The sequence below is a fragment of the Lysobacter sp. CA196 genome (assembly GCF_052078695.1).
In the GTDB taxonomy this organism is placed as follows: domain Bacteria; phylum Pseudomonadota; class Gammaproteobacteria; order Xanthomonadales; family Xanthomonadaceae; genus Lysobacter.
The window spans coordinates 220168-233979 of the sequence record NZ_JBQJIN010000004.1 but is presented as its reverse complement, the minus strand read 5'-3'; the positions used below and the strand labels follow the sequence as shown (position 1 = coordinate 233979).

Here is a 13812-nt window from a genome sequence, read left to right as displayed (position 1 = left end):
TAAGGCCGCCCTTTTTTTAAGTGCGTTTCTGCTGAAAAAACGGTATAGGATCGCCGAGTAATGTCACGTGGCTTCTAGTGTCTTCGACTAGCTAATCAAGGAGGGTAGGCGATGTTTGCTCGCAGGCAATTTCGAGATATTGATCTTAGTGACGAATTTTTTGATTAATTGAAGAATGACTACGCAGAGTTTCCGCAATGGTTCGCACGTAAGGCGGACGACTACGCATATGTCCTAACGGATGATGGTGCGGGACGCATAAGTGGTTTTTTATATCTGAAGTTAGAGGAAGGGCCTTTGTTGGACGTGAGTCCGCAACTTCCACCTGCGCGGCGAATAAAAGTGGGTACATTAAAGATAAATGCCCATGGCACAAAGCTCGGTGAGCGCTTTATAAAAAAAATATTTGACCACGCTCTCCATGAGGGCGTTGGCGAAGTATATGTGACTGTCTTCCAGCATCACGACGGCTTGGTCAGGCTTTTAGCGCGATATGGGTTTGAAATGCGCGCTCAGAAGACAACTCAAAACGGTGTGGAGCTTGTGCTAGTCCGCGTTTTGCATGTGCCGTTCACTGATGTGGTTGCCAGCTATCCGCTGATACCCGTCGGGGCTGGAGAGGCTTATCTACTTTCTTTGCAACCTCAATGGCATACGCGTTTGCTACCGGATTCAATACTGAGGAACGAAAGCGCTGATGTTGTCCAGGATGTGTCCCACACAAATAGTATCCATAAGGTCTATTTGGCCGCCATGGATGGGATGCAAAATCTGCGACGCGGCGATGTCTTGCTTATTTATCGTACTTCCGATAATCAAGGGTCAGCCAGGTTTCGTTCGGTCGCAACGTCTATATGCGTCGTTGAAGAATATAGATCAATATCTTCTTTTGTTTCTATTGATGATTTTATCAAATATTGCCTGCCCTATAGTGTATTCACTGAGACTGAATTAAGGGAGTTCTGGCGGCATCGTCGCTATCCTCATATAATTCGCTTTACGTATAATGTCGCTCTTAATCGACGCGTCACTCGCGGAGAGATGATTGATGAAGTAGGTCTCAGTGAAGGGGCTTACTGGGGTTTTATGCCGTTAACGGCGCAACAATTTACCAATATCGCCAGAAGAGGAAGCATCGATGAGAGTCTTATTGTCCATCAAGCCTGAGTATGCCGAAAAGATTCTCGGTGGAGATAAGCGCTATGAGTTCAGGAAGGTGATTCCGAAGGTCAGTGGAGTTACTACGGTGGTCATCTACGCCACTAAGCCTGTTGGCAAGGTGGTTGGTGAGTTTGATGTGGATAGTTTTATTTCCGAAAAGCCGAGTGCCTTGTGGACAAGAACCTCTGAGTTCTCTGGAATTACAAAGAGTTTTTTTAATGAGTACTTTCGTGGTCGCATGACTGGTCATGCTATTAAAGTTAAGAGGGTCAGACGTTACGCGCAGCCGCTTGATCTGAGTGCTGTGCTGACCAATGGAGTAGCCCCGCAATCTTTCTGTTATCTGGCTTAAAGCGTGCTGCCCTTTTCGATAAAAATGGATAGTTTCAGTGTGCAATTATTCAAATTGAATTTTTTGGCTCGAGTCGGAAATGGCAGAGTGTGACGAATTCCTCTGTAGTAAATCCAGGATAGTTTCGTTGCATTTCTTTAAGTAAGCCATTAATGACCCGGCATCTGGGGTCATGTTCAAATTCGATATCCTTCGATGTCAATGAATTAAATCTCTTTAGCTCGGTTTGCAAGGGAAGCGGCATCGATAGTTTTCCATTGCGAAGGCGAATTCTAGCTTGTGCAACCGAGTACCATTTGTCCCCCCTGCGGACGGTAGTGTTTTGTCCTATATTGAATGTCGGATTTTTAAATTCCAAAATGGGAAGCTTTTCTGTGTTCATGCGAATGCGCGGATAGTTTATTTATCTATTCGGGTCAGCTAAATCAGCGGGGCGGGCTCATTGCTCGAATGAGCCTGGTTCTTTCGGTCATGTACATTAATGTGTCACCGCTGTGATGCCTTATCGCTAGGGCGCCAGGAGTTGCGTAAGTGAGCGGCTAGTAATCCGTACGGACGGTCTGCTACTGGTCTTCGGTCTTGGGGTACTCCAAATATCCCAAACGCTGCCAGGGGATTGTCGTCGACGGGCGGATCTAGGGCGGAAATAACGAGTTTGTTGTCTTCTTGATAATAATTTAATGCAACGCCTTCATTAGCTAAGTACGGACTTCCCACCGCGAGCCCCGGCACTGAGGTTCTTGCGCTTACGGTCCAATTGCAGTTCTTGAGGGCCCCTTTCTGTTTGGACGGAGATGCAGACAGCATTACGGCACCAAGCTCAATTCCATGAAGATCTAGAGCCCCTTCGCTGACGCGTATAAGCTCCGCTTCGGCTATCACGCAATAGCTATTCATCCAAACGGTGATTTTAATAGTTCGGCCAAGCTGTCCACTAGGTGGGCCGATGATAATTTTGACATCCTGCACTTCGGATACATTCACCCGAAGTCCTGATTCGGCCATGTCAGATATCAATTCTTCGAGATTAGACGCCGAGACACTACTATGTGTAGTTGCGCAGCGAGTCTTTAGGAGTTTTTCGACGGGAAATTCAGTCGCGGCTGTTACATATAGGCCGTGACTGGTGCTTAGCCCTAGGCGCTTATCTGGCTCAACAAACTTCAGTGCGATATTGCAATTGGCCGTTAAGTTTCTTATTTCGTCAGACCAGCAGCCTAATAATTCTAATAAGAACGTTGCAGTTTGGTCAGTTAGGTTGGTTTCTATTCGAAATTTTGATTCAATCAAATGCTTCGCAATGAAGTACTCCATTATAGATCTGTGTGCGAATTTATACCGTCCATCTCCGGTTCTATTCAAGAGTGAGCGAGATGCTACGAGATCTGACGATATAGGTACGCCTGAGGCGTTGGCCAATGCGCTAAGCTCATCTTTGCTCATTGTTTCGTCTGCGCCTCGAGCGCGCCGCCCATGCAAATCAATAGCCAACAGTTCAGATAGGCTCAGAAGAGCTAGGGGATCTACCCAGTTAGATTCTCGATGAATCCATGCATAAACCATCGCAGTATAAACATCGACTGAGTTGCGTATTTCCGCATTGCTCTGGAGCAAATCCGGCATGTGAGCCAGCAACATTGGCCTAACACTGAGCGATGGTATTTTTTGTACTAATTTTTTTGCCTGACTACGGCGGCGAATGTTCATGAGCCCAGGGAATCTACTGGTCAAGTAGTCTTTCACTTGATTCTCATCAAATGGTGATAAGTAGGCCCGTAAAAAGTTGTAATGTTTTGTCTGGCCTAACGGCACCGGTCCAGGTTTTGCTACCCCAGTCTGCTTGGGTATCTGCTCATCGCTTCTAAAGAACTGTGATCGGCAAGTAATGATTACAGTTCGGAAGCTTTCTGCCAGTATTAGAAGGTGCTCCATTCGTGCGATGACATCTCCTTGCGCGCGAGGGTCTTCATCAAGCGCATCGAGAAATAGGTTTGTCTCCGCGCGATCGGTCATGCTGACTGCGCGTATTACGTCATCGGCACTGTTCTTGCTGAGTGGAATAAAAAGTATTTTTTTCTTTCGAAGGTTAAATATTCTGTAATTGTGATTTAGGTAGTTAAGTAGAAACGAAGTTTTTCCCATGCCAGAGTCAGCAAATAGCAGCATGTGCTTTTGTTCAGAGTGCTCGACGGACAGGAAGCGATCTATCATTGTGAATAGATCTGATCGAGCATTTATTAATGAATGCGAGGGCTCCAAATCATTTGAGGGGTCTACGCTAGAGAAAAATGGTCGCACGTAGAAACGAGTGGCATTTCTCACAGCTTGAGGATCTAGAAGAGAGGACGCAATGCGCTTTCTTAATCGAAATTCTTTTACGAAGGATGCGCCTGTTCTGTATATGATCCTTGGAATTCCGAGTCCCCAAATGATCAGGGCGGCGATTAACGCTGCTAATACGTCCTTTAATACGTCCATTGTATTTCCCCCATGGATAGTGAGCGACGGCAATAGCTCTACTTGGATCACGATGTTTCGCCGCGCCCATATAGTCGTGGCTTTCTCCAACCGGATCTTACGGTGACGGTTTATGTTGGCGCCAGTTCTTACGACGGTTAGTAATACATTTGACGTGCGCTGAACCCAGAATTGGCAAAGCCTACTTTCGCTGACCTGCTTCCGAGGCGGGGCTAGACATGAAATTACGTTTAACGTAATTTACGCTCCGGGGGTTTGAAGCCATCCTTCTACACATGGCCCAGACCGAAGTACACGCTCGCTCCATCTTTGCCCAGCGCTTGAAGCAAGCCAGGGAAGATGCCGGGCTAACTCAGAAGGAGCTGGGCATGACCATAGGTCTACCGCAAGAAACCGCGGCCGTGCGGATCAACCGCTACGAGAAGTCGGTCCATGACGCCGACCTCGCGACCGCGCGCCGCATCGCCGAGGCCTTGGGCGTCCCGCTCGCCTTCCTCTACGCCGAAACCGACACTATGGCCGAGGCCATCCTGGCCTTGGGCCTGTTGTCCAAACCCGAGCAGCGCAAGGCCGTGGCCGACCTTAAGGCCCGCTTGGTGAAGGCCAGCACGGCATCCGATAGGGCGTAACCGCAAGGCCCACGAGTCGCACCCGATCCGCGCGACGCGATGTGCTTTTGCCCGCGCTCGGTCGCTGCTCTAAGCTGGTTCCCGTGATCGGGAGCGGGCGTTCAAGGAGAGCGAAACTGTGAGTAGCGCAGGCGTGTTCGGTAAAGATCTGGCGACACTGGCTGTCGCCATGGCGTTGTTGATGCCAGCAGCTTGCTCGACCGCCCCGGCGCGCAGCACCCCGGAGCACGCCACGCCTGCATCCGCCACCCGAATGGACGATTTCGTGCGCTGGGCCTTGCAGGGGCCGTCGGGCTACGACCAAGCGCTCGCCGAGCTGATGCGGCTCTACCGGGCCCAGGCCACCAGCCAAGACCCGCCGAACGTATACGCGCGCAACCCGATCCGTTTGGCCGACCACTTCGTCATCGCCGGCGTCCAGATCGATAACCAATACTGGTATCGCCCGGTCGTGGCGATCACGGTGGCCGGGCAGCCTTGTTATCCGATGGCCCAGGCGGCGGCCGTCGCCGGAATCGAACTTCCCCCGCCGGGATCGGACACCGGCTCGCCGGGCCGTAGTGTCAGCGCGCGCCGGAACGACATGGAGCTGACCTTGACCGAGTCGCGCAGCGACCCGCGTTGCGTCGAGGACATCGGTTTTCTGCACTTGAAGACCGAGCGGCGGGCTGGGGTGAAGTAACCGCCGTTGTTTTTGAAGGACCAAAAACCATGACTGAACCTAAAGGATCGCGCTTGGCCGAGCAGCCGGGCTTCCAGGCGTTGCCGCAGCGCACGCGCGACTGGATTCTGCAATCGCCCCACGCCACCGCCGATTTCGCCGGATTCTTCGAAAAGGGCGGCCGTGTCGAGCCGGCGCCGCACGTCGACCTGCCGTATTACCACGCCACCGAGCCGCCGAAGATTTACATCAGTGCAAAGATCTATGCCGATCTCACCGGGCCGGATGCCCCCAATCGGATCGACACCGAGCTGCGGTTGTTCGCCACCCTGGCTCACGAGATCGGGCACGACAAGCACCATACCGGCACCGAGCCGTTTCGCGGCAAGACGGCAGACGAGTACGTCGAGTACCGAAGCCGGCTTGAAGCGAAGACGGTATTCAACGCCTACCCGATCTTCGACGATCTGCAAAAAAGCGACCCGGCGTTCCGCGCCAAGTGGGATGCGATTGGCTACGGGCGTGGCAGTGGTTTGGAGCCGGCCGGTATCTACTCGGAGTGGAAATCCGGACGGATCGACGACGATGCGGCGATTGCGCGTCTGGCGGCACCTATACCCAACTTCCCTTACACGCGGCGCGAGCCGCTGACCGACCTCAGCGGCGACGGCGTGCTGACCCAGCGCGATGCCTACCTGCGCGACTTCGCCATGCTGGTAAAGCACCCTGTTTCGGAAGAGCGAATCGAACCCACCTCACGCCGGCAGCCACAAGGTGCCGCGCCAAGTTCTCCCATCGAGCCAGGCCATCGCGACCACGCGCTATACACCCAAATCGCCGGCCATGTACGTGACCAGGACCAGCAACACGGCCGTCAATGGGACCAAACCAGCGAGCGCCTCACCGCCAGCCTGCTAACCCTGGCGAAGGAGGCCGGCTTGACCCGCGTCGACCACGTGGTCTTCAGCACCCGCACCGGTCAGGTGGCTGCCGGCGAGAACGTCTTCGTCGTGCAGGGGCGGCTGGACGACCCCGCCCACCTTCGCGCGCACATGAAGACCGAAGAGGCCACGCGCACCCCGGAAAGCGTCTCGTTCGCCAAGGTCGAGGCGCTGAATGAGCGTGCGCAGGGGCAAGCTTCGACGCAGACCCAGACGCAGGACGAACTGGCCCGTGCGCCCTCCATCGGACGCTAACGACATCGTCGAAAAGGCCGCCCACGACGCCGATCTGGCGACCGCGCGCCGCATCGCCGAGGCCTTGGGCGTCCCGCTCGCCTTCCTCTACGTCGAAACCGACACCATGACCGAGGCCATCCTGACCTTGGGCCTCTTGTCCAAACCCGAGCAGCGCAAGGCCGTGGCCGACCTCAAGGGCCGCCTTACGGAGTCGGTAGCCACCCACGGCAAGGTTTAACTGGTCGGGTTCGTTGTCGGCAGGTCGATCGCGATATTCTTTCGTGCGATGGACAAGATCTCACCGCAGCAGCGAAGCTGGCAGATGAGTCGTGTCGGCCGAGCTGATACGGCTCCTGAAATGGTCGTCAGGCGAATAGCGTATGCGCTGGGCTATCGCTACCGGCTACACGATCGGAGATTACCGGGGTCACCCGATCTCGTCTTCCGTTCTCGACGGAAGATCATCTTCGTGCATGGCTGTTTCTGGCATCGGCATGAAGGTTGCCGCCGTACGACGATGCCCAAGACGAGAGAGGATTTCTGGAGAGCGAAGTTCGATGCGAATCAGGCGCGGGACTGCAGAGACCTAGAGGTGCTGAATGCGTTAGGGTGGAAGGTGCTAACCATTTGGGAGTGCGAGACCAAACCAGGAGCCGAACTGGCGGAGCGGATTCGTGTATTTCTGGAAGACGATGCGCGTCAGAATCCGGCGAACCTGGACGCATAAAGAGTAGAGATCCGGCCGATCATGTTTGCGTAGTGATCGCCGTCGCTCGTGGTCGGGGCTGGAGGTTCTGTGGAGATAAGACAGGGGCTTCCATCGTTCTTGAAGTCGATCAGAACGATACCCATTGCATCGAATCCCTGGGTGCCGGGTGCAGAGCGGCGCCGAATTTCACGCATCTTCGCGACGGTCCGCTCGGCGGCTTTAGGCTGCGGCTCTCTATTCCAAATCATCGACTCGGGAGTGGCCAGATGCTTATTTTTGCTGGTCGAAAGAAAATGGCTGGATGCGTTGATGGTTATCAGTGCGGCAGCGATGGCTGCGTCCGTATCACCATGAATGGTTTGATGACTGGAATCCAGCTCGTCGTGCAGCCGGGGTAGTGCTTTTACATGGGCGGTCATGGTGGCTTTTGCTTCGAGAGCGACGCTCACGTTGCCCACCGGCACCACGGGTACGCGGGGCAACGAGGCGAGTATGTCTTGCTCGTCCGGAGACAAAATTATGCCGCAGCTATCTGCAAGGTCATTAAATGTTCTTGTTGGACCAGCCACTGCTCCGGCTTTTCTGGGCGTTCCGATCACCAGGTCCAGAACTTTCGTTCTGGCAGTTTGGAAGTCACGCATCCCGTGATTGATGCCGAAACCGATCTTAGAATCCTGCGCGTGCCGTCGAAGCAGCGGGCAGTGATTTAGTAAGTCGAACATCAGCGCCCAGCAGGCAATCTTGGAGTGGCGGTCGCTTTGAGAATGGTACTGCCAGTTGTTGCCGAACTTGTCTGGGATTGCGGTGGCGCTCATCGAGCGCGCCATGATCTCAAGTCCGTGCATCCACGATCCTTTCCACAGTTTGATTAGGCAGCGCGACTGGAACGGGGCCCTGTGTCACGCATGCCGGCGAGATGATTCCGAAGTGTACGCAAGAATTCGGGGGGGAAACGCAAGCCGCCGCGTTCCGCTCGGCTCAGGAAGCCTGCCGTAGCCTTCTCGGACAATGGGGAAAGAGGGTGGATCAGGAAGCCCTCCAGAGACTGATAGGTGCGTTGAACCGGCCATTCGCTGGCCTCCACGCGCATCCTCCCCCCGCCGACGTTCCAGGCAGCAGTAGGCCATGACTTCGCCGGCGTCATGGGAGCGGTAGGGAAATCACCGATTTCCCCAGGCTTGGCCATGCGCTTGCCGATCCACTCCGCGGCTCTGACGCTGACTGCGTTGCCGACCAACTTCCAGCGACTGCTACGGCGGGCCACGGTCTCGGCGGGTTTGGTCCAATCGATGGGGAAGCCCTGCAGGCGTTCGGCATCCCGAAGATCGGGAGTGCCTACCGTGCCGTCGGGGAGCACGATTGCGGGAGGGGAGGGGATGCCGAGGGCTGACCCTCCTTTGATGGTTGGGATGGCATCGACTGCCCAACCTAGGCCCCGAATGCCTTCCGTCCAATAAAACCCGCAAGCGACCGAGCGGAAGTCGCCACGCTCTGCCTGCTCGCCGGCCTCATCCGCGAACAGGACGGTGCGTGGGTCGTCAACCAGGCTGGCAAGAAAATAGACGCGTCTGCGCCTCTGAGGAAGGCCGAATGCTCTTGAATCGACTACGCGGTATGCCCATTTATAGCCGAGATGCTCGAACGCCGAGGCAATTACGTCCATTGCCCGACCGGCCGATAGCTGGAGCATGAAGGGCACGTTCTCCAACAGTACGTAAGGAGTGCGTTGTGCTTCGATCAGTCGAACGACCTCACCGACTAAACCCGATCGGGCTCCTTCGATGCCCGCGGTTTTCCCTGCTTGGCTCAGATCTTGGCAGGGAAACCCCGCTACGACCAACGTCGTTTGCTTGGGCAGACTCTTAAGCGACCGGACATCATCGTGGTGCGCTATGTCGAATCGACGCTGAAGTACCGCCGACGCAGCCGGATCATTTTCGCAGAGAAGTGTCGTTTCATGGCCTGCGCGCGCAAGACCACGTTCGAGTCCGCCGATGCCGGCGAAAAGTCCTGCGATGCTGTGTTTCATGCTCTGATTCGGACCCACTTCAAGCTGCGTTGTTGGCCGTGCCCGCAGCTGACCGAGGCTAGTTTCGTTCATTTCAACCACCTTGTCTGCATCTGCCCAGGTTCATGCCTCGCAGAATCACAGGCTGAGACTGGGATCGTTAGACCGATATCTGCCATCTGTCCTTGGGGCGGGGCCGATCTGGCGACCGCGCGCCGCATCGCCGAGGCCTTGGGCGTCCCGCTCGCCTTCCTCTATGCCGAAACCGACACCATGGCCTAGGCCATCCTGACTTTGGGCCTGTTGTCCAAGCCCGAGCAGCGCAAGGCCGTGGCCGAGCTCAAGGCCCGCCTGACCGAGTCGGTCGCCACCCGCACCAAGGCCTGACCCTCAGCGGTGGAGCGGGCAGGGCAGTACGTTCGGGTTATAGACGGCCGCCCGGCCGGCGCCGAGAGTGCGCGCATCGGATCTGCCGGATCGAGGTGGCGCTATGGGATGGCAAGCAGTGGTGTTGGGCGTCCTGGTGATGCTCAACCTGGCGGCAACGAGGGTGGTGCTGTGTAGCGGCGGGTTCTCGCCGTCTCAGCGACGATGGCAGCTCGCTCTGATCTGGCTGGTGCCGATCATTGGGGCGGTGGTGTGCGTGCACCTGGCGAAGACCGATGCACGCGAGGTCGGCTTGATGCTCTCGCAACACGACCCGAACCAATACCCCAGCGACGGTGCCTACGTCGACGATGGCCCATCGATTTGCGGTTGTGTCGGTGGAGGCGAGAGCGGCGATTGATCGGATCGGTTCTGCGGTCCGGGCAAGCTTAGGCCTCGACGGGTAACGCATGATCAGCGCCTGGGTAATAACACCGATCTGAGCTGGACTGAGCGGCGTAGCGCCGAGGCGGGCATCGGCCATGAAATGCGCCCCTCGGCCTGAAGGGTTAAACACCCGGACGCCATCTTCCGGCAGCCGCGGGCTATCGATCCACCAGCCCGGCAGCGCGACCGCGGCTGTCACCGGGACCGCAATATTCATCTGACGCAGATAGGCGGCTAGCCAGCCGGCTTGCTGCCGTGCCTGCGCGATGGCCTTTGCGTTGACATGGTCCGGAAAGCGTAGCCGCTCGCCGTCGTAGGCCACTTTGAAGTGATCTTTGCTGCCGGTCTTGGGCGGCTTGCGTACCGACTTGGTTTCGATCACGAAAACGGCGTGGCGGCCGATCACAACGTGGTCCAGATTGAAGGACTCGCAGGGGACGTCATGCAAGACCGTCGCCCCCAGCCCGATCAGCCGATTCAGCTCCTGCGCGACGAACATTTCGGCCTTCAAGCCGTCCATCCCGCGCCGACGTGCATTGCCGCTGACGATGACGCGACGCAGGGAGAACGCTGCCATGACCAGGAAGGCGGTTAGAAGCAGGACTTCGCTCGTGCCGAACTTAGCGCTGCTCCATTCGACCTTTGGCAGCGCCCACGCCGCGAGAAAGTAGGGGCCAAGAAAGAATAGGGCGATCAAGCCGCCCAGCATCGAGTCGGTGTGATCTTCGATGCGCTTGCGCAACTGTTCGCCGGCTCCGTGGATACGCCGGTCCGCAAGTGGGGACCGGCGGCCCTGACGGTCGCGCCACAGCTTGTAGCCCCAGAGCGCTCCTATCCCGATCAGCGTCGGGATAAAGATGGACGCGGCCATTGCAAGAACAAGAAGGATCGAATCCATCAAATGTCCCTATCTGTGTCGGGTTTACCAGCGCAGGCTCTTATTTGAAACGGCGGATGACAAGGGCAGGGCGCTCAGATTGAGCAGGTAAGAAGCCTGGCAGCGCCAGGATGTCGGGTGCTCGTTTAGACTGCTTTATCTATACGGCCCAGTCTTAACCAGAAGCCCAGTGCAGGTCCGATACCTCGGGGCCCTCCTCCCGCCTCAGTCGTGGCTCACGCGTCTACGAGCCATGTCGCAACCTGCAGTTGCGATAAAGCAGCGGTGAGAAGGAGAAACCAGCGAATGACGTTGCCGCCACTACAATCCCGCAAGTGTGCCTAGTTCACGATTCCTTGTAGACAAAACCCGGAATCAATGTGGTCTATCAAAATACGCATTGTTTCCACGGGCGGGGCTAGCGTACCCTCGGCCCTAATTTCGAAGTCATAGGCATGAGGCAGCCATGGACGGAGCGCAAACCTTACGCATGAAGCGATTATTGCCGCCGCGGTGGCTTGCGCTATGCGCACTGCCCGCTGCCTGCCTCGCACTAGCTGCCTGCGCGCAAGCACCGTCGAAGACGACGGCTTCGCCCCAGCCTTCGGAATCTCCTGCTATGACCTCGCCCGATACCTTCAAGCCCAGCCTTGCCAGCGACTACCCGGACATCACCCCCGAGGAGATGGGCCGGCGCTTCCTGAAGCTGGTCGACGGTCTCAAGAGCGTCGACGCGCTGACGCCGGAGTATGTGGCTGCTCAGACCAACCTGCCTTTGAAGTACGCACCGGCTGGCAAGGTCCACTCGTTCACCCTTCACGAGCCCAAGTCGGGCTGGTACTACGGGCTGGACTACTACCAGAGCCCCACAGCGGGATGGAAAACCGTCAGCGTGGAGTTCAACAACCCGGCCAACCCTAGTGCTGATATGGCCCCGGTCTGTGGATTGGACTTTGATGGCTATGCGGCGGCGCTCAAGGGCATGGGCTTCACGATGACGCCTACGTACGACATGCACGGCAACGTGGTGGAGTACCACTTCTATCGCGGCGAGCTCGACGTGTCGGTGGGCTATCGCGAGCAAGCACGCTCGACGCAGGCCGAACAGACGCACTTCTGCGTGGAGTCGATTTCGGTCCACGGAGCGAAGTGACATGCCCGAGGCGAATGCGCAACTGCAGGCGGCTATCCACCGTCTCGCGGCTCAGCCTGGCGTAACCGCGGATCAGGTGGCGCAGCTGCAAGCGGCCATCAACGCCGATCCGGACCTGCTCGCCGGTTTGAACGCCATAGCCCAGGCGGGGCATTTGAAAGACTTCGCGTTGCCGGCACCGGGCACCGCACCGAGCCTCATTGGCCGCTACGATCTCGCAGCCGGTACCGTCACGCTGCCGGCATCGAGCTTTCAGGCGGCGGGTACGGCCGCAAGTGCCGACCTGGTGGCGAGCTTGCGGGTACAGGCAATGTCGGTCCAGTTCGCGCACGGAACTTATCAGGATGCTGCTGGAACCCAGCAGCCGATAAGCCAAGACATGCTGAACAATTTTCAGCAGGCCATAAACGATTCGCCGGTGCTGGCGCAACAAGTGAAAGCGGCTGCGACAGCGCGACCGGAGCCCCACATCAAGCACTTTACGATTGCCTCAGCCGAGTCCGGCTTGGGGGGCGGTTACGAAGGAGTCAGCAAAACCCTCAGCGTGCCCGCGGTGATCCTGCAGCCGAACGCGAATGGGCGATTCGACAGCAACAACTTGACCTTCACGATCGGGCACGAAGTCGGTCACGGATTCGTCTATGCGGATTACGCTAGGGCATTGACGAAATTTGATAACGACGTGATGCGCATCGCCAAGGACGCCAACCCGATCAACGACTACACCGCGCCGATCGGCGAACGAATCCAGGCAGCCCGAGAGAGCGAAGCCCAAGCGCAGGTGGCTGGTTGGAACGCCTTGGTGAGCAGGCACCAGCAGGCGGGTTCCAGCCTTGATGACCTATACCGTGCGAGCAAGCGTACCCACGACTTCATCGAGTATGACGTGGCGAAAGGGCAGGCGGTTCCGAGGCAGGGCGTCGTACTTAACAACGACATGACGCTGCCGGAAACCCCGGATAACCTTGCTTCAGTCGGTAAGTACTACTTCGACAAATTCCCGAAAGGCCATACAGGCGTTCCTGTCGACCAAACCGCCACGCTTGGTCCGCACCGTGAAGCGGACAACATCAATTACGCCGGCAGGGGCGCTATCTCGCGTGCGATCACCTTGGACAGGACGTTCGCGCACGCGGTTGACGGCGTCGAGCCACAGATGCACGTCAACATGGCCCAGTTGCGTTTGGACGAGCGTTTGATCGAGCGCCTAGGCCTGGCTATCCAGGTCAGGCCGGAAGAACGTCAGCCTTACTACGACACCAGCCAGAGTCCGGCTGCGCTGCACCACTTCGACCACACGCGAAGCGGTCCCAGCCAGAACCAACACATCCCTCTTGAGCCGGTACACGAAGTCGCGCCAGTACCAGCTAGGCCGAGCGATCCGACTCAGCCTTCCCATCCTGACCATCGGTTGTACGGACAGATTCGCGACCTGGTCCGTGACCAAGATCAGCAACACGGCCGCCAATGGGACCAGACCAGTGAGCGTCTCACCGCAAGCTTATTGGCCCTTTCCAAGGACGCTGGCCTAACCCGCGTCGACCACGTGGTCTTCAGCCAGAAGACCGACCACGTGGCGGCCGGGGAGAACGTGTTCATCGTGCAAGGCCGGCTGGATGACCCTGCCCACATCCGCGCGCACATGAAAACCGAGGAAGCCACACGCACACCGGAAAGCGCCTCGTTCGCCAAGGTAGAAGCGTTGAACGAGCGAGCGGCAAGTCAGGTTATGACGCAGGCGAAAAACCAGGTGCAAGAGGACATCGCTCGTGGGCCGTCGATGGGGCGCTGAA

General features: G+C 57.0%; 13 protein-coding genes. 9 read left to right on the top strand and 4 right to left on the bottom strand.

The window, feature by feature from the left end; all coding sequences use genetic code 11:
• The first annotated feature begins 168 nt into the window (after positions 1-168).
• Complete coding sequence (locus ACTOWK_RS06205; RefSeq protein WP_441329312.1) at positions 169-1167, top strand: N-acetyltransferase; 999 nt, start codon at positions 169-171, stop codon at positions 1165-1167.
• Positions 1139-1513: an ASCH domain-containing protein gene (locus ACTOWK_RS06200; protein WP_441329311.1), complete on the top strand. Its 375-nt coding sequence runs from the start codon at positions 1139-1141 to the stop codon at positions 1511-1513. Before ACTOWK_RS06205 ends, ACTOWK_RS06200 begins: the two co-directional genes overlap by 29 nt.
• Positions 1514-1999: 486 nt before the next feature.
• On the opposite strand, the gene ACTOWK_RS06195 is transcribed toward ACTOWK_RS06200, so the two are convergent.
• A complete protein-coding gene (locus ACTOWK_RS06195) occupies positions 2000-3991 on the bottom strand; it encodes an NACHT domain-containing protein (protein WP_441329310.1) in 1992 nt (663 codons plus the stop codon).
• A 275-nt stretch (positions 3992-4266) separates the two neighbouring features.
• Here ACTOWK_RS06195 and ACTOWK_RS06190 point away from each other — a divergent pair, with 275 nt between their 5' ends.
• The 5 genes from ACTOWK_RS06190 to ACTOWK_RS06170 all read left to right on the top strand — a co-directional run bounded on the left by ACTOWK_RS06190 (position 4267) and on the right by ACTOWK_RS06170 (position 7186).
• Positions 4267-4620: a helix-turn-helix domain-containing protein gene (locus tag ACTOWK_RS06190; RefSeq protein WP_441329309.1), complete on the top strand. Its 354-nt coding sequence runs from the start codon at positions 4267-4269 to the stop codon at positions 4618-4620.
• 118 nt (positions 4621-4738) lie between these two features.
• Positions 4739-5302, top strand: coding sequence for a hypothetical protein (locus ACTOWK_RS06185; protein WP_441329308.1), 564 nt, complete (start codon positions 4739-4741; stop codon positions 5300-5302).
• 53 nt (positions 5303-5355) lie between these two features.
• A complete protein-coding gene (locus tag ACTOWK_RS06180; protein ID WP_441329307.1) occupies positions 5356-6477 on the top strand; it encodes an XVIPCD domain-containing protein in 1122 nt (373 codons plus the stop codon).
• Positions 6455-6697: a helix-turn-helix domain-containing protein gene (locus tag ACTOWK_RS06175; protein ID WP_441329306.1), complete on the top strand. Its 243-nt coding sequence runs from the start codon at positions 6455-6457 to the stop codon at positions 6695-6697. Before ACTOWK_RS06180 ends, ACTOWK_RS06175 begins: the two co-directional genes overlap by 23 nt.
• A gap of 48 nt (positions 6698-6745) precedes the next feature.
• Positions 6746-7186: a very short patch repair endonuclease gene (locus ACTOWK_RS06170; protein ID WP_441329305.1), complete on the top strand. Its 441-nt coding sequence runs from the start codon at positions 6746-6748 to the stop codon at positions 7184-7186.
• On the opposite strand, the gene ACTOWK_RS06165 is transcribed toward ACTOWK_RS06170, so the two are convergent.
• The 3 genes from ACTOWK_RS06165 to ACTOWK_RS06155 form a co-directional block, all read right to left on the bottom strand.
• A complete protein-coding gene (locus tag ACTOWK_RS06165; RefSeq protein WP_441329304.1) occupies positions 7159-8013 on the bottom strand; it encodes a hypothetical protein in 855 nt (284 codons plus the stop codon). The two genes, ACTOWK_RS06170 and ACTOWK_RS06165, sit on opposite strands and share 28 nt — an antisense overlap.
• Positions 8014-8036: 23 nt before the next feature.
• A complete protein-coding gene (locus ACTOWK_RS06160) occupies positions 8037-9197 on the bottom strand; it encodes a DNA cytosine methyltransferase (RefSeq protein WP_441329303.1) in 1161 nt (386 codons plus the stop codon).
• A 403-nt stretch (positions 9198-9600) separates the two neighbouring features.
• Positions 9601-10887, bottom strand: coding sequence for a nuclease-related domain-containing protein (locus ACTOWK_RS06155; protein WP_441329302.1), 1287 nt, complete (start codon positions 10885-10887; stop codon positions 9601-9603).
• A 598-nt stretch (positions 10888-11485) separates the two neighbouring features.
• Here ACTOWK_RS06155 and ACTOWK_RS06150 point away from each other — a divergent pair.
• Both ACTOWK_RS06150 and ACTOWK_RS06145 read left to right on the top strand, forming a co-directional pair.
• The gene (locus tag ACTOWK_RS06150) at positions 11486-12019 is read left to right on the top strand and encodes a hypothetical protein (RefSeq protein WP_441329301.1); all 534 of its coding nucleotides are present in this window, start codon (positions 11486-11488) and stop codon (positions 12017-12019) included.
• A gap of 1 nt (position 12020) precedes the next feature.
• Complete coding sequence (locus ACTOWK_RS06145; protein WP_441329300.1) at positions 12021-13811, top strand: XVIPCD domain-containing protein; 1791 nt, start codon at positions 12021-12023, stop codon at positions 13809-13811.
• Position 13812: the final 1 nt, after the last annotated feature.

What these genes read in the sequence shown, in the direction of transcription:
- ACTOWK_RS06200 (WP_441329311.1), top strand. Translation starts at nt 1,139, where the DNA reads ATGAGAGTCTTATTGTCCATCAAGCCTGAGTATGCCGAAAAGATTCTC.
- ACTOWK_RS06195 (WP_441329310.1), bottom strand. Translation starts at nt 3,991, where the DNA reads ATGGACGTATTAAAGGACGTATTAGCAGCGTTAATCGCCGCCCTGATC.
- ACTOWK_RS06190 (WP_441329309.1), top strand. Translation starts at nt 4,267, where the DNA reads ATGGCCCAGACCGAAGTACACGCTCGCTCCATCTTTGCCCAGCGCTTG.
- ACTOWK_RS06170 (WP_441329305.1), top strand. Translation starts at nt 6,746, where the DNA reads ATGGACAAGATCTCACCGCAGCAGCGAAGCTGGCAGATGAGTCGTGTC.
- ACTOWK_RS06165 (WP_441329304.1), bottom strand. Translation starts at nt 8,013, where the DNA reads ATGCACGGACTTGAGATCATGGCGCGCTCGATGAGCGCCACCGCAATC.
- ACTOWK_RS06160 (WP_441329303.1), bottom strand. Translation starts at nt 9,197, where the DNA reads ATGAAACACAGCATCGCAGGACTTTTCGCCGGCATCGGCGGACTCGAA.
- ACTOWK_RS06155 (WP_441329302.1), bottom strand. Translation starts at nt 10,887, where the DNA reads ATGGATTCGATCCTTCTTGTTCTTGCAATGGCCGCGTCCATCTTTATC.
- ACTOWK_RS06150 (WP_441329301.1), top strand. Translation starts at nt 11,486, where the DNA reads ATGACCTCGCCCGATACCTTCAAGCCCAGCCTTGCCAGCGACTACCCG.
- ACTOWK_RS06145 (WP_441329300.1), top strand. Translation starts at nt 12,021, where the DNA reads ATGCCCGAGGCGAATGCGCAACTGCAGGCGGCTATCCACCGTCTCGCG.